Origin of the sequence: Cyanobium sp. Aljojuca 7D2 (assembly GCF_024346415.1) — a bacterium.
In the GTDB taxonomy this organism is placed as follows: domain Bacteria; phylum Cyanobacteriota; class Cyanobacteriia; order PCC-6307; family Cyanobiaceae; genus Cyanobium_A.
In genome coordinates, this window is the sequence record NZ_JAGQCX010000004.1 from 49,537 (window position 1) to 64,625 (window position 15,089).

Consider the following 15,089-nt stretch of genomic DNA (forward strand, 5'->3'; position numbering starts at 1 on the left):
CCAGGTTGTGCTTCCGGACCCGATGGGTCAGCGCGGCGCCGTCCAATCCTGAAACCAGCCACGGCGCCACAACCAATAGGACTGAATCAACGCCACAATCGCCATCAACAGCAGGGCGTAGAGATAGCCATAGCGCCAATTGAGCTCGGGCACGTTGGCGAAATTCATGCCATAGATCCCACCGATGAAGGTGAGAGGCGCAAAAATACTGGTGAGAATGGTAAGGGTTTTCATCACCTGGTTCATGCGATTGCCCACGCTGGCGGCATAGGCCTGGGTAATGGCATCGCACTGATGGCGCAACAACTCACAGTTTTCAAACAACAGCTCCACCAGATCAGCCATTTCCTGAAAGCCCCCCAGCGCATCAGGGCCCAGGAGCTGTTGCCCCTGGCGCAGCAGCACCCGGATCTGATGGCGCAGGGGCCACACCTGGTTGCGAATCGTGCGCAGGTTGCTGCGATGCACGAAAGCTCTGGCCAGCAGTTTCGGCTTGGGATCCCGCAGGGCCGCCTCCTCCAGATCATCGAGGCGATTGGCGATCTGCTCCAGCATCGGGAACAGAGCATCGAGCAATTCATCCACCAGGAAGTGAAGGATGTCGTCGAGGTCGCGGTGTTCCACAGCCCCTGCCTGCGATTCCAACCAGGCGGTGAGCTCCGGAAACGACTCGCCCGCCGGTGCCTCCTCAAAGGTGACCAGCAGGTTGGGCATCAGCAGCAACCCCACCTGGGCACTGAGCAGATGCAGGGGATCGCGGGCAAAACTGAGCCGGTGTAGCACCACGATCACCGCTTCACCGAGCCCATCCACCCGAGAGCGCTGCGGCACCTCGAGCAACGGCGGCAGCAGCATGGGAGGCACCTGCAGGGTGTCGAGCATTTCCTCAACCAGCCGGGGATCGCCCAAGCCCATCACCCGCAGCCAGAGGGGATAGCCGAGCCGCTGCAACGGCTCGAGCTCCTGGGGCGACTGGAGCTGCAGCAACCGCGGCCCTTCGGGCTCAAACAGCACGGCACTGAAGCAGCTTCGGTGGCGCCCCCCAGAAACGTAGAGATGGGCCGGCAGATTGGCGGGGCGCTCCTCCAGCAGATGGGAGTTCAGCGCACCAGGGGTGGGGCGCAGCACGGCGGAGGGGAATCAGGGGCGAGCCAGCGGTTCAACACCTGGCCGCCACCCACGATGCTGGCCTGGATCAGCAGGCAGAGCAACACCTGGGGCCACCAACCCTGGGAAGAATGATCCATGGCATGGCGTCGCCTCGGGAGTGAAATGGTGCAGCCACCACCAGAAACGCGCCAGTGCTCCCGGCAACACAAGGCCAAGCCTTCACCACCTCTTAAACCCTGGCTTCTAAACTGAAAAAGTTCGCTGGACCCCTGTGGCCACTGCGGGATCGCGTCCAACACCTCCCGAGTCGGATGGCGAGCCCACCGGTGTGCGCTCACCCATGGAACCCCATTCGCCGTACCGCGGACCGGACTGGACACCCCAGCGTTTGATGTTTCACCAAAACCTTGAGTCTTTCGCCGAGCGGGTGGGACTGGTGGTGGGGCTGCAGAGCAATGGCAAGGTGAGCCAGGAGCAGGCCTACGCCCAGATCCGCAACATCTGGAAGGAACTCAAGGACAGCAAGGACGCGTTGCTGAAGTCCCAGAAAGGGCAGTAGGTCTACGGCACCTGGCACTAAGCGTTAAGACTGGCTTCGACAAGGGGCCTATCTTTCGAGCTTTTTTAAGCTCTGGCCCCTGCTCGAAGGCTGGCTTGGATTCTGTTGCCCAGTTGCCCCTGGTCTTCCACAACCACCAAGCGGTTGTGGATCGGGACCCCCAGGGTTTGGCCAACAAACTCAACCAGCACTTCCCCGTGCTCGAGTTTGCCCCCCGCCTCCCTGAGTCCAGTCCGTTCCTGCATCGGGCCAGCACTGCCACCGTTGGCGAGCTCACCCTCACCTCTGGGTACACCTGTCCGATCATCGGAGCGATCGGCGAAAACCCCGGGATCGGTGCCATCAACATCTGCTATTCCGGGGCCGCGACCTACGAGGTGGACAGCCGCAGCTACAGCATCCATGGCGAAGCGCCCCTCTACTTCAATCCAGGCCTCGAATACCGCTACGCCACCGACCACTACAACGGCTTGGTGCTGCATGTAGACCTGCAGCGGCTGCAGAACACCGCCGCCGCCATTGCTGGCGTAGGGCGATCCGGCCGCCGCTTCGCTCCGGATCTGCAGAGGCCCCAGGTGCTCGCCATGACCGAGAAGCGACAAGCCGAGCTGCTCCTCACCCTGCGGCGGGCCTTTGCCCTGGTGGATGCACCCGAACTGGAGAACCGAGGAGACCTGGCGGTCCTCCAGGTCGACGACCTCATCTATCGCATCCTGGCCCTGGCCCTCTGCGCCCAGCTCGCCGACGCCGACCAACAAGCCCGCCACCAGAGCGAAGGGCTATCGCGCCAGCTGATCTTTAAGGAACTGCTGGAGTGGATTGAGGCCAACCTGCACAGCCCCATCAACCTGACCGAGCTGGAGCAGCGCAGCGGCTATTCCCGGCGCAATTTGCAGCTGGCCTTCAGCCAGCGCTTCGGCTGCGGGCCGATCCAGTGGATCCGCCGCCAGCGCCTGGAGCTGGCCCGCCAGCACCTGCTCAACCCTGCGGCCAGCGACACCGTCGCCGGCATCTCATCCAAACTCGGCTTCCGCAACCTCTCGGCGTTCAGTCGCGACTTCCAAAGCGTTTTCGGCATCCGCCCCTCTGAGGTGCTGCGTGAGGGGCGGCGCCTGCACGGCTAGGCCTTCACCCCGGGGATGAAGCGGCGCTCGTGCTGGGCACCGGCGAGCATGCGATTCCAGTAGAGGTTTGGAAGGATCTTGCGCTTCACAAACCACATGCTCCAGCGCTCCTTGGTGGGATCGAGCGGGAACGAGGGGGTGGGCTCCTGCTTGTAGTTGAACTCGGCCATGATCGTTTTGCCGTAGCCCGTGATTAGGGGGCAGCAGCTGTAGCCGTCGTAGGCAGCAGCCAGGGGCACGCCATCGAGGTGCGCCAACAGATTGGCCACCACCACCGGGGCCTGGCCGCGCACGGCCGCGGCCGTTTTGGAATTGGGCATGCCACTCACATCGCCCAGGGAGAACACGTTGGGATAGCGCACGTGCTGGAGGTTGAACTGATCCACCTCCACAAAGCCGGCGCCATTGGCCAGGGGGCTGCTGGCCACCACCGCGGACGGTCCCATCGGCGGGGTCACGTGCAGCAGGTCGTAGGGGATCACCTCCTCCCGGGTCACCTCCCCCTCGGTAACGCTGAACACCGCTTCCTTTTTGTCGGCCCGAACAGCGGTAAGCATGTGGTTGTAGCGGGCGTCGATCCCCTTGCGCTGCACCACCTCCCGCAGCGGCGCCGCGTAGGTGGGCACCCCGAAGATCCCCGGGGTGGCCGTGGCATAGATCACCTTGGCGTTCAAGCGCTTCTTCTTGAACACGTCGTCGGCCAGGTAGGCGATCTTCTGCGGGGCACCGGGGCACTTGATCGGCATCGGCGCGCAGGTGAACACCGCGTTGCCGCCCTTGAACGCCTGAATCGCCTCCCAGGTGAAAGGGGCGAAATCCTTGCTGTAGTTGCTGCACACCCCGCCCTGGCCCAGGGCTTCGCTAAGCCCCTCGATCTTGTCCCAACGCAGCGTCAAACCGGTGGCCACGATCAGCACGTCGTAGCTGAGCAGCTCCCCGGTGCTGGTGGTCACGGTGCTGTGGTCGGGATCGAAGCCCGCCGCCGCCGCCTGGATCCAGTGCACCCCCGAGGGGATCAGGTCGCGCTCGGCGCGGCGCGTGTCCTCCAGGCTGAACACGCCGCCACCCACCAGGGTCCAACCCGGTTGGTAGTAGTGCTCATCCGAAGGCTCCAGAATCGCCACATCCAGAGCAGTGCGGGCACGCTTCAGCTGGGCCGCAACGGTGATGCCAGCGGCACCGCCGCCAACGATCAGGATCTGGTGGTGGGCCATGGTCGGGGTGGAAACGCGCCAGCTGATACGCCTGTTTCAGATTTAGGTGGTCGGGGGGCTGGCCGCCAGCCGATTGCAGTGAATCTTTCAGGCCTGCCAGGGTGGTGGTGACCCCTGTGCGCTCGCCGTGCCCCGGCCCCTGCAGCAGCTCACCATCCGCCAGCCAGACGACTGGCATGTGCACCTGCGCGACGGGGCGATGCTGCAGGCCGTGGCGCCGGCCACGGCCGCCCAATTCGCCCGGGCGATTGTGATGCCCAACCTGCGGCCGCCGATCACCACCGTGGCGGCCGCCAGTGCCTACCGGGAGCGCATCCGGGCCGCCCTGCCCGACCACAGCGGCTTCACGCCGTTGATGACGGCCTATCTCACCGACACCATTGATCCACAGGAGATCGAGCGCGGTTTTGCAGAGGGCGTGTGGGCGGCCGCCAAGCTCTATCCGGCCGGCGCCACCACAAACTCCGATTCCGGCGTCACAGCGATCGCCCGCATTGAGCCGGTGCTGGCGGTGCTGGAGCGCATCGGCATGCCGCTGCTGATCCACGGCGAGGTCACCGACGCCGAGATCGACATCTTCGATCGCGAAGCGGTGTTCATCGAGCGGGTGCTGGAACCGCTGCTGCAGCGCCACCCGGGCCTGAAGGTGGTGCTCGAGCACATCACCACCATGGATTCGGTCGACTTCGTGCGCAGCGGCCCAGCCAACCTGGCGGCCACGATCACGCCCCATCACCTCCACATCAACCGCAACGCGATGTTTGCCGGTGGCCTGCGGCCTGACTTCTACTGCCTGCCGGTGGCCAAGCGCGAACTGCACCGCATCGCCCTGCGGGGAGCGGCCACCTCCGGCAATCCCAAATTTTTCCTCGGCACCGATTCAGCCCCCCACAGCCGCGAGGCCAAGGAATCGGCCTGCGGCTGCGCCGGCATCTTCAACGCCCCGTTTGCACTGGAGAGCTACGCGGCTGTGTTTGAACAGGAGAAGGCCCTGGACAAACTCGAAGCCTTCGCCTCGGAGTTCGGGCCTCGGTTTTATGGGCTGCCGCTCAACGCGGGCATGATCACCCTGGAGCGGCAGCCGCATGAGGTGCCCAGCCGGCTGCACTGCAACGATGCCGCCGGCAGCGCGGTGAATCTGGTGCCCTTCCATGCGGGCGAAAGCCTGGCCTGGCGGCTGCGCACCGGCACCTAACGGGTGCTTGCTGAGAAGACCTCGTCCATTCCGCCATGACGTCCGCCATGACGGCCGCCTCCACCACGGCACCCCATTCCATTCTGGTGGTGAACACCGGCAGCTCCAGCGTCAAGCTGGCGCTCTGTGATCCCAGCGGGCGGCGGCTCTGGCAGCAGCAGCGCAACTGGGGCCGACCCCAGGCTGGTTCAGAGCTTGTGGATCAGAAGATTGCTGATCCAGGGAGCCAGGATCTCCCCGCCCTGCTGGAGACGTGGCTGGCCCCATGGCTGGCCGAGGCCAGCCCGCCCCCGGATCTGGTGGTGCACCGGCTCGTGCACGGCGGCTCCCGCTTCATCGCCCCCACTCCGCTCACAGCGGAAGTGCTGACGGAGCTGGCCACCCTGGTGCCCCTGGCCCCGCTGCACAACGGCCCGGCCCTGGAGGGCATCCAGTGGCTGCAGGGCCGGCTGGCGCCACTGGGCATCCAGCAATGGGCCTGCTTCGACACCGCCTTTCACGCCACCCTGGGCGAGGCCGCATCCACCTACGCCATTCCGGCGGCCTGGCGCCACCAGGGCCTGCGCCGCTTCGGCTTTCACGGCCTCAACCACCAGCACGTGGCCGAAACGGTGGCAGCCCGCGAACCCGGCGTGCGCCGCCTGATCAGCTGCCACCTCGGCGCCGGCTGCTCGCTCTGTGCCATCCGCATCTCCCCCGATGGCCCGCCGCGCAGTGTCGACACCACCATGGGATTCACGCCGCTGGAGGGCCTGGTGATGGCGAGCCGCAGCGGCAGCGTCGATCCCGGCCTGCTGCTGCACCTGTTGCGCCAGGGGGTGAGCGCCAGCGAGCTCGATGACACCCTGAACCACCACAGCGGCCTGCTGGGGCTCTCCGAGCTCAGCGGCGACATGCGGGAGCTGCGGCTGCGGGCCGCGGAGCAACACGCCGGAGCCCAGCTGGCGATCGCGGTGTTTCGCCACCGGCTGCTGCAGGGGATCGGAGCCATGGCAGCCAGCCTCGGGGGCGTGGATGTGATCGCCCTCAGCGGCGGCATCGGCGAGCACGATCAAGCTCTGGCCACCGAATTGGAAGAGGCCCTGGGCTGGTGGCCAGCCGTGCGCTGGCTGCGGGTGCCCGCCGATGAGGAAGGGCTGATGGCGCGCCTGTGCGTGGCTGCCGCCACCTAAACGGGCCCCGGGTTTACAACGAGCTGTGTCACCAGCCCGCGCCAGGGCTGTCGGCTGGCTTAGCAACAGACCCAGGCAGCCTGCGGGCGATGGGCTTCTTCGTTCAACTCACCGACGCGATCGCCGATCGCCAGTCGCTGCTGGTGACAGGACTGGACCCCAACCCGGAGATGCTGCAGAGCTGGGCCGCGCGCCGCGGCCTGGCCGGCCGCTCCTTTCTCAGCCAGGCCCGCCACTGGATCAAGGCGGTGATCGAGGCCACCGCACCCCACGTGTGCGCCTACAAACCCAGCCTCGGCTTCTACCAGGCCCTCGGGCCGGTGGGCCTTGAGCTGCTGCTGGAGGTGCGCGACCTGGTGCCCCGCGATCTGCCCTTGATCGTCGATGCCAAGCACGGCGATCTCAACTCCTCCTCCGCCCTGGCCCATTACCTGTTCAAGGAGCTCGGGGCCGATGCGGTCACCCTGTCGCCCCTGGCCGGACAGGACATCGCCGCCCCGTTCCTGCTCTACCCGGGCAAGGCCGTGGTGATGACCTGCCACAGCTCCAACCAGGCGGCCCGGGTGATCCAGCACCACCCCAATGAAACCGAGCCGCTCTATCTGCGGATCGTGCGCGAAACCCAGCTCTGGGCCACCCCCGACCAGCTGCTGCTGGAGGTGGGCACCAGCGATCCGGAGATTCTGGCGCGGGTGCGGGCCGAAGCACCGGAGCGCTTCCTGATCCTGCGCAGCCTCTGGGGGGAGGAGGAGAAGCTCGAGGCGATGCTGCAGGCCGGCCTAAGTGCTGCCGCCGACGGACTGCTGCTGCCCCTGCCCCAAAACCTGCTGGTCGAAGACGACATCGCCCCCCGCGCCGAGGCCCTCAAACACCAGATCACGGCGAGGCGGGAGCGTTGGCTGGAGAGCCGCGCGCAAAACGATGCCAGCACCTGTGCACTGTGGTTGCCCAGTAGCAGCGATCCGCTCGAAAGCCTGATCGTCGACCTGTTCGACATCGGCTGCCTGCTGTTTGGGGAGTACGTGCAGGCCTCAGGAGCCGTTTTCAACTACTACGTCGACCTGCGCCAGATCATCTCCGACCCCAACCTGTTTCACCGGGTGTTGCACGCCTACGCCGAGCTGTTGCAAGGGCTCGACTTCGACCGCATCGCCGGCATCCCCTATGGCTCCCTGCCCACCGCCACCGGCCTTTCGCTGCAACTGCACAAGCCCCTGATCTACCCCCGCAAGGAGGTGAAAGCCCATGGGGCCCGCCGCCTGATCGAAGGAGATTTCGAAGAGGGCGACCGGGTGGTGGTGGTCGACGACATCCTGATCACCGGCGGCAGCGTGCTGGAGGGCATTGCCAAGCTCGAGAGCTCGGGCCTGGTGGTGGAAGACGTGGTGGTGTTCATCGACCACGGCGGCGACCACGATCGCCAAGCCCGGGAGCGTCTGGCGGCGGCCGGTTATCGCTGCCATGCCGTGCTGGCCATCGAGCAGATCACCCGGGTGCTGCACCGCGCCGGCCGATTGAGCGACGCCCAGGCGGCCGTCCTGAGCTCGGGCCACGGCGACTAAGGCCGTTCCAGGGCGCCGTAAGGTGAGATTGCGTCTTTGCCACTCCTGGACGCAACCCGTGCGATGAGCAGTAGCCAGGGACTCACCATCGGGGAACTCGAAGCCAACTATTCGCTCTACTGCAAGGCGCTGCGGCTGCTGCTCAAGGAGGGCAAAACCGTGGCCGCCATTCAACGCACCGTGTGCTGGAGCCGCCTCGAGCAACTGCACATCTGCCTACCGAGCCGCTACAAAGCTCCCGACTACCTCTGTGTGGTGCTGAAGCGCGACCTGGGCTAATTCATTCGCCTGATTCGCCAGCACGCTCGCTGCGGCGCCGATGAAATCGATCTCCGATCCCTTTCTGCGCCGGCCCGTGCTCACCCTGGTGGTGAGCCTGCTGGTGCTGCTGGGTGGTTTGGTGAGCCTACCCGCCCTGCAGGTGGAAAACCTGCCGCCGATTGCGCCCGGGCGGGTGACAGTGCGGGCCAACTATCCAGGCGCCGGGCCGGAGGTGGTGGAACAGGGCGTGACCGCCCTGCTCGAGAAGCAATTCAATGGATTGGAGCGGCTCGACAGCATCCGCTCCACCAGCTCCGCCAACGGCAGCTCCATCACCCTGGGATTTGAGGGCGGCGACCCCGAACTCAACCAGATCAACACCCAGAACGAAGCGGCGGTGGTGACCCGCCAACTGCCAGCGCAGGTGGCCCGCTTCGGGGTGCAGGTGCGGCGCAGCTCCGACGACCTGCTGATGGTGCTGAGCTTCAGTGCCGATCCAGCCCTCTACAGCGACACCTTCCTGAGCGGCTGGCTTGACCAGGTGGTGAAGGAGCGGCTGCAGCGGGTGCCTGGGGTGGGGAACGTCACCCTCTCCGGCGGCAACAGCCTGGCCTTCCGGCTCTGGCTCGACCCGGCGCGACTGGAGGAGCGGGGCCTGACGATTGCCGAGGTGCGCACGGCCCTCCAGCAGCAGAACGTGCTGGCGGCCCTGGGCCAGACCGGAGAGGCACCAGCCCCGACCGGCCAGGAGATCACCCTGCCCCTGCGGATGGAGGGGCGCCTGCGCAGCACGGCAGAATTTGAACAGCTGGTGGTGGCCCGCAGCGCCAATGGAGGCGTCACCCTGCTGCGTGATGTGGGCCGGGTGAGCCTGGGCAGCGAGACCTACGACACCATCGCCACCAACCTCCAGGGCAGGCCCACGGTGGCTGTGGTGATCTACCAGCGCGATGGCAGCAATGCGATTGCCGTCAGCGAGGCGGTGAATGCCGCCCTCGACGAGCTGGCACCCCAGTTTCCGCCGGGGGTGGATCAGCAGCTGATCGTGGATGAGGCCGACTTCGTGCGCGGCAGCATCCAGGGCACCCTCAACAGCCTGCGCGATGCGGTGCTGCTCGTGTTTGTGGTGCTGCTGCTCGGACTGGGCAACAGCAGGCTCGCCCTGATCACCGCCGCGGCGGTGCCCGTGGCCCTGATCGGCTCGCTGAGCGTGCTGAAGCTGGCGGGCCAATCGCTCAACACCCTCACCTTGTTTGGTCTCGTGCTGGCCACGGGCTTGGTGGTGGACGACGCCATCGTGGTGAGTGAGGACATCGGCCGGCGGCTGGAGACCGGCAAGCCCCCGCTGCAGGCCGCCCGCGAGGCCATGGCCGAACTGGGTGGTGCCGTTGTGGCCACCTCGCTGGTGCTGGTGGTGGTGTTCATTCCGGTGCTGGGGCTGGGCGGCAGCCTCGGCCGGCTCTATGCCCCGATCGCGATCACGATCAGCGGCGCCATCGCCTTCTCCACCCTCAACGCCCTCAGCTTCACCCCGGTGGCCGGCAGCCGGCTGCTGGGCCCGCAGCAACGGGAACCGGCCTGGTTGCTGCGCTGGATCGATCCGCCCCGCCGCTGGCTCGAAGGCCTGGAAACTCCCTACGGCCGCTGGCTGGAGTGGGCGATGGCACGGCGGCGCCTGGTGGTAGCCCTGCTGCTGGCGGGCCTGCTGCTCACCGGCAGCGCCCTGCAGGCCCTGCCCAAAGCCTTCATCCCCCAGGAAGACAACGGTCAGCTGCGGGGGGTGGTGATCCTGGCCGATGGCCTGGGGCTGCAGCAGACCCAGCGGGTGCTCGACCAGGTGCGCCAGGTGGTGGCCGAGGACCCCCTGATCACCCGCGCCAATTTCTATGCGGGGCGCTCCTTCGGCGACAGCAGCCCCAACAAAGGCAGCTTCTTCGTGCGCCTGGCGCCAATCGCGCAACGCCGGGGCCCCGAGGCCTCGACACGGGCTGTAGCCAAGCGCCTCGATGGCCAGCTGCGCCGCCGCATCAGCAGTGCCGTGGTGCAACTCAGCGAGGCCCCGTCCGTGCGGGGCTTCAGCGCCGAAGGCGGCCTGGAGCTCGAACTGCTCGACAGCAGCAACGGCCAACTCAGCCTCTCGGATTTTGAGCAGCAGGCCCAGGCCTTCATCCGCGCCGCCCGAGCCACCAACCGCTTCGAGCGGGTGTCGACCCGCTTCAGCGCTGGAGCCCCCTTGGTGCAGCTGGTGCCCGACCGCCTGCAGATGGCCTCTCTCGGCGTGGATCTGAGCACCGTGGTCGACACCCTCGGGGCCAGCTTCGGCAGCGACTACGTCAACGACAGCTTCGAAAGCGATCAGGTGCGCAAGGTGATCGTGCAGCTCGATGGCCAGGCGCGGCGCAGTGCCGACGACGTGCTGGGCCTGCAGGTGAAAAACCGCGAGGGCCAGCTGATTCCCCTGGCCCAGCTGGTGCGCATCGAGCCGGGCAGCGGCCCCACCTCGATCAACCACACCCGGCTGGTGCGCTCGATCAGCATCCGCGCCCTGCCCCGGCCGGGGGTGAGCAGCGGCCAGGCCATGGCCACCCTGGAGCAGGTGCAGCGGCAACGCGGCGGCAGCACCGCGCTGGAATGGGCGGGCCTAGCCCGGGAAGAAGCGAAAGCGGGCGGCGGCAACGTGCGCGTGTTCGCCCTGGCGATCGTGGTGATGGTGCTGGTGCTGGCTGCCCTCTACGGCAACTTTGCCGATCCCTTCATCATCTTGGTCACGGTGCCCCTGGCCATGCTGGGGGCCATCGGCGGCCTGATGCTGCGCGGCCTGCCGCTCGACGTGTATGGCCAGATGGGCCTGCTGGTGCTGGTGAGCCTGGCCGCCAAGAACGGCATCCTGATTGTGGAATTCGCCAACCAGCGCATGGCGGAAGGCCTCGATTTGGACACGGCGATCCGGGGTGCGGCCACCGCCCGCCTGCGGCCGATCCTGCTCACGGCCGTCTCCTCGCTGGCGGGCTTCATGCCCCTGCTGCTGGCCAGCGGCTTCGGCTCCGGCAGCCGGGTGAGCATCGGCACGGTGGTGTTCTCCGGGCTGCTAGTGGCCACCGTGCTGAGCCTGTTCGTGGTGCCGGTGATCTACCGGATGATCAAAGGCTGGGAGCAGGGCTGGCAAGGGGAGTAGGGGGCAGCTCACGCCAGAGAATCTGGCTGGCTTCATACAGATGGGCCGCATGGATCGGGCGCTCCAGGGTGGCGTCTACGCCGCTGAAGCTGATCAGCAAGGCGCCCTCTCGACCCTGCAACGGCCGCTGGGGATCCAACCGGTGGACAAGGGTGAGCTGCTCCTGCAGGGGCAGGCCATCGGGGAGCTGCAGCGGCAACGGCTCGTACTCGGTGAGCCCCGCAACACCGGCATGCTTCCAGACAGCCTGAACCCTGACATCCAGAATCGTGTTGCGGCGCTTGCTGTTCAGGCCGATCAGCAGGGCCAGAGTGCCCTCCACCGAGCCAACCTGCACCGTCTCAGCGAAGCGGATGCAGTGGGGCGTGCGCGAGAAACGGCAAAGGAGAGACCGGTGATCAGGGCCACCAGGATCAGCCCGGCCAGCGCCTCGAGGGTCATCACCACATGCACCCAGTGGCTGAGGGGATAGATCACCCCGTAGCCAATCGTGGCCATGGTCTCCACGGAGAAGAAAAAGGCCTGAAGCGGCAGCGCCATGCCGCCAGACAAGCCCCCGATCCCCGTTGGGTCGAGTGAGTAGAGGGCCGCAAACAGCAGATAGATCAGCACATAGGCCGCAGTCACCAGCAGCAGAAACTGAGGCCAGCTGGCCTCAATCAGCAGCAGATAGGGTTCCCGCCAGTGGGCCAGCCATCGCTCGGGAGAATTGGGCTCCGAGATGGGCACAGACCTGGGTTCAGTCGAAACCGAGCAGGTCGAAGATCTCGCGATCCTTGAGGGATTCGGCCTCGAGGGGTTCGACGTCGTCGAGCATCCGCTGGGCCAGGTTCAGATACTCCTGCTGCACAGCCAGCACTTCGGGAGTGGGCTCCATCTCGAAGATGGTGCACTTCTTCAGACGGGATTTGCGAATCGCGTCCACGGTCTTGAAATGGGCCATGGTGCGCAGGCCGGTGCGGGCATTGAACTTGTCGATTTCGTCGGTCTCCTCAGAGCGGTTGGCGATCACACCGCCGAGGCGAACCTTGTAATTCTTGGCCTTGGCATTGATGGCCTGCATGATCCGGTTCATCGCGAAGATGGAGTCGAAATCGTTGGCCGTCACGATCAGGCAGTAGTGGGCGTGCTGCAGCGGTGCGGCAAAGCCGCCACACACCACATCTCCCAACACATCGAAGATCACCACATCGGTGTCTTCGAGCAGGTGGTGCTCCTTGAGCAGCTTCACCGTCTGGCCCGTGACGTAACCACCACAGCCCGTGCCTGCCGGCGGGCCGCCGGATTCCACACACATCACACCGTTGTAGCCCTCAAACACGAAGTCTTCGGGTCGTAATTCTTCGGTATGAAAATCGACAGTTTCGAGGATATCGATCACGGTGGGCACCATCTTCTTCGTGAGCGTGAAGGTGCTGTCGTGCTTGGGGTCGCAGCCGATCTGCAGCACCCGCTTACCCAGCTTCGAGAAGGCCGCCGAAAGGTTGGACGAGGTGGTGGATTTACCGATGCCGCCCTTGCCGTACACGGCCAAGACCAGGGCACCCTCCTCGATCGCCATCGCGGCGTCTTGATGCACCTGCACACTGCCCTCGCCGTCGGGTCGAGTGAGGGTCGTTGTCATGGCAAGGCGTTCAGCTACGAATGCCATCCAACTCAGGCACAGGTGCAGAGTGGCAAGTGATGGTGTAAAGCGAAACATCGCGGGCCGCGTTGGTGGGGATCTGCCCACATGGCGATGAGTACCAATACTCAAATTTCCCCGCCACTGGCCGACGCGCGGCACTTTCGCTGGCATGGGGATGCAGCGCTCACCAGCCACGATCGGCACGCCCAAATTAGTGCGTGAAGGGTTGCGGAATCGGGTTGATGACAGTGCAGTCCTTCATGCTTATGCCCGCGGCCAAGACCATGGCCCTGGCCGCCGCGGTGGCCATCGGCATGGTGGTGGTGGGCGCCCTACTGATTGGCGATGTGTTCGATCGCATGGCCCGGCGACGCCAGCAGCAAGCTCGCCTGCACTGATGGCACTCAGCTGCACTGACGGCACTCAGCGGCTGAAGTGGGCCTTCGCTTCATAAAGAGCTTCGCTGTCGATCACCTCCAGCCCCCGGTCGCGGGCATAGGCCTCGGTGTTCTTGCGCACCTTGCCCCGCACGAAGAAGGGGATCTTGGCCAGCTCGGCCTCACCGTCTGGGCTCCACACCAGCTCACCATGGCCGGGAAGCGCGGTTGCAACCGGCGTCGCCGCGGGTTGGTCGCCGGCGGGTTCGGCCTCAGCCGGCCTCGCCGGCGCACTGGCCCCCTCCAGGTGGCTGAGGTGGCCATCCACGAATTCAAAGTCGTGGCGGAACATGCCGATCAGGTGCTCCTCCAACCCCATCATCAGCGGGTGCACCCAGGCATCAAAAATCACGTTGGCCCCCTCCCAGCCCATCTGGGGGGAATAGCGGGCCGGCACGTCCTGCACGTGCAGCGGCGCGCTGATCACCGCACAGGGGATGCCGAGGCGCTTGGCGCTGTGGCGCTCCATCTGGGTGCCGAGCACCAGCTCCGGCGCTGCCGCCGCCATGGCCGCCTCCACCGCGAGGTAATCGTCGCTGATCAGGGCTTCGAGGCCCAGCTCGGCCGCTGCGGCCCGCAGCTCACGGGCCTGCTCGCGGCTATAGCTGCCCAAGCCCACCACCTGGAAGCCCAGCTCCCTGCTGGCGATCCGGGCCGCCGCGATGGCATGGGTGGCGTCGCCAAAGATGAACACCCGCTTGCCGGTGAGATAGGTGGAATCCACCGAGCGGGAATACCAGGGCAGGCGCGAGCGCCGTTCGGCGGTGCAGGTGCCATCGGCGCCAGGCTGAAGCGCGGCAGGCAGCTCCAGGCCCAGCAGCTGGTGCAACTCCCGCAGGAAGCTGGCGGTGGCGCCGATGCCGATCGGCACGGTGCGCACCGTGGCCATGCCGAAGCTGCGCTCCAGCCAACTGCACACCGAACCCGCCACCTCTGGATAAAGGCAGACGTTGGCGTCGGCCGTGGGGATGCGCTGTAAATCGGCGGGGCGGGCGCCCAGGGGCGCCACCACGGCCACCTCGATGCCGTACTCCGCCAGCAGGGCCGTGATCTCGCGCACGTCGTCACGACAGCGAAAACCGAGCAGCGACGGCCCCAGCAGATTCACCCGCGGCCGCCGGCCCTCGTCACGCCAGCGCTGGGGCGAGGGCTTGGCAAAGCCAGGCGAGGGGAGCTGGGCCTTCAGCAGGCCCCGCACCAGTTGATAGAGGGTTTCAGCAGCCCCCCAGTTCTCTTTTTTGGAATAGGCCGGCAGCTCGAGGTTCACCACCGGAATGCCGCCCAGCTCCATGCCCCCTGCCAGGGCGCCGGGTTGGTCTTGGATCAGCTCGGCGGTGCAGCTCTCTCCTACCAGCAGGGCCTCCGGCTGGAACCGCGCCACCGCTTCGCCGATCGAGCGCTTCACCAGCTCGGCGGTGTCGCCACCCAGGTCGCGGGCCTGGAAGGTGGTGTAGGTCACGGGCGGGCGCTTATCGCGCCGCTCAATCATCGTGAACAGCAGGTCGGCGTAGGTGTCGCCCTGGGGAGCATGCAACACGTAGTGCACCCCCTCCATCGATGTGGCGATGCGCATGGCGCCCACATGGGGCGGGCCTTCGTAGGTCCAGAGGGTGAGTTCCATGGGGGAGAAAACAGGAGGGGGTGGCGGCGGCG

The 15,089-nt window shown here is 66.2% G+C and carries 15 protein-coding genes; 8 read left to right on the top strand and 7 right to left on the bottom strand.

Features of this window, described 5'->3' with window-relative positions; all coding sequences use genetic code 11:
• Window positions 1–27 precede the first annotated feature (27 nt).
• Both corA and KBY57_RS05715 read right to left on the bottom strand, forming a co-directional pair.
• Window positions 28–1,128 carry a magnesium/cobalt transporter CorA gene (gene corA / locus KBY57_RS05710; protein WP_254994937.1) on the bottom strand — a complete coding sequence of 367 codons (1,101 nt, stop codon included), beginning with the start codon at window positions 1,126–1,128 and terminating at the stop codon, window positions 28–30.
• The gene (locus tag KBY57_RS05715; RefSeq protein ID WP_254994938.1) at window positions 1,101–1,247 is read right to left on the bottom strand and encodes a hypothetical protein; all 147 of its coding nucleotides are present in this window, start codon (window positions 1,245–1,247) and stop codon (window positions 1,101–1,103) included. Before KBY57_RS05715 ends, corA begins: the two co-directional genes overlap by 28 nt.
• Before the next feature lie 254 nt (window positions 1,248–1,501).
• On the opposite strand from KBY57_RS05715, the gene KBY57_RS05720 reads away from it, so the two are divergent.
• Entirely contained in the window at window positions 1,502–1,669 is a 168-nt protein-coding gene (locus KBY57_RS05720; protein WP_315859774.1) for a hypothetical protein, read from the top strand.
• Window positions 1,670–1,764: 95 nt separating this feature from the next.
• On the top strand, window positions 1,765–2,793 hold the full coding sequence (locus tag KBY57_RS05725; protein WP_254994940.1) for a helix-turn-helix transcriptional regulator: 1,029 nt from the start codon (window positions 1,765–1,767) through the stop codon (window positions 2,791–2,793).
• Here KBY57_RS05725 and KBY57_RS05730 read toward each other — a convergent pair.
• On the bottom strand, window positions 2,790–4,007 hold the full coding sequence (locus tag KBY57_RS05730) for an FAD/NAD(P)-binding oxidoreductase (protein WP_254994941.1): 1,218 nt from the start codon (window positions 4,005–4,007) through the stop codon (window positions 2,790–2,792). The two genes, KBY57_RS05725 and KBY57_RS05730, sit on opposite strands and share 4 nt — an antisense overlap.
• Before the next feature lie 127 nt (window positions 4,008–4,134).
• Here KBY57_RS05730 and pyrC point away from each other — a divergent pair, with 127 nt between their 5' ends.
• From pyrC to KBY57_RS05755, 5 genes are all read left to right on the top strand, one after another.
• On the top strand, window positions 4,135–5,202 hold the full coding sequence (gene pyrC / locus KBY57_RS05735) for a dihydroorotase (protein WP_254994942.1): 1,068 nt from the start codon (window positions 4,135–4,137) through the stop codon (window positions 5,200–5,202).
• A gap of 35 nt (window positions 5,203–5,237) precedes the next feature.
• Window positions 5,238–6,374 (top strand): acetate/propionate family kinase, encoded by a 1,137-nt coding sequence (locus KBY57_RS05740; RefSeq protein WP_254994943.1) that lies wholly within the window; start codon window positions 5,238–5,240, stop codon window positions 6,372–6,374.
• 89 nt (window positions 6,375–6,463) lie between these two features.
• The gene (locus KBY57_RS05745) at window positions 6,464–7,936 is read left to right on the top strand and encodes a bifunctional orotidine-5'-phosphate decarboxylase/orotate phosphoribosyltransferase (protein WP_254994944.1); all 1,473 of its coding nucleotides are present in this window, start codon (window positions 6,464–6,466) and stop codon (window positions 7,934–7,936) included.
• Window positions 7,937–7,999: 63 nt separating this feature from the next.
• On the top strand, window positions 8,000–8,215 hold the full coding sequence (locus tag KBY57_RS05750) for a DUF3136 domain-containing protein (protein WP_094561403.1): 216 nt from the start codon (window positions 8,000–8,002) through the stop codon (window positions 8,213–8,215).
• 40 nt (window positions 8,216–8,255) lie between these two features.
• Window positions 8,256–11,372 (top strand): efflux RND transporter permease subunit, encoded by a 3,117-nt coding sequence (locus KBY57_RS05755; RefSeq protein ID WP_254994945.1) that lies wholly within the window; start codon window positions 8,256–8,258, stop codon window positions 11,370–11,372.
• Here the strand turns inward: KBY57_RS05755 and KBY57_RS05760 are convergent.
• Genes KBY57_RS05760 through bchL form a run of 3 tightly spaced genes read right to left on the bottom strand, consistent with a single transcriptional unit; the run spans window position 11,338 to window position 12,996 of the window.
• On the bottom strand, window positions 11,338–11,709 hold the full coding sequence (locus KBY57_RS05760; RefSeq protein ID WP_254994946.1) for a hypothetical protein: 372 nt from the start codon (window positions 11,707–11,709) through the stop codon (window positions 11,338–11,340). The two genes, KBY57_RS05755 and KBY57_RS05760, sit on opposite strands and share 35 nt — an antisense overlap.
• Window positions 11,670–12,101, bottom strand: coding sequence for an ion channel (locus tag KBY57_RS05765; protein WP_254994947.1), 432 nt, complete (start codon window positions 12,099–12,101; stop codon window positions 11,670–11,672). Before KBY57_RS05765 ends, KBY57_RS05760 begins: the two co-directional genes overlap by 40 nt.
• A gap of 10 nt (window positions 12,102–12,111) precedes the next feature.
• Window positions 12,112–12,996, bottom strand: coding sequence for a ferredoxin:protochlorophyllide reductase (ATP-dependent) iron-sulfur ATP-binding protein (gene bchL, locus KBY57_RS05770; protein ID WP_254994948.1), 885 nt, complete (start codon window positions 12,994–12,996; stop codon window positions 12,112–12,114).
• Window positions 12,997–13,241: 245 nt separating this feature from the next.
• On the opposite strand from bchL, the gene KBY57_RS05775 reads away from it, so the two are divergent.
• Complete coding sequence (locus KBY57_RS05775) at window positions 13,242–13,397, top strand: hypothetical protein (protein WP_254994949.1); 156 nt, start codon at window positions 13,242–13,244, stop codon at window positions 13,395–13,397.
• A gap of 25 nt (window positions 13,398–13,422) precedes the next feature.
• Here the strand turns inward: KBY57_RS05775 and KBY57_RS05780 are convergent, their stop codons facing one another.
• The gene (locus KBY57_RS05780; RefSeq protein WP_254994950.1) at window positions 13,423–15,057 is read right to left on the bottom strand and encodes a ferredoxin:protochlorophyllide reductase (ATP-dependent) subunit B; all 1,635 of its coding nucleotides are present in this window, start codon (window positions 15,055–15,057) and stop codon (window positions 13,423–13,425) included.
• Window positions 15,058–15,089 lie beyond the last annotated feature (32 nt).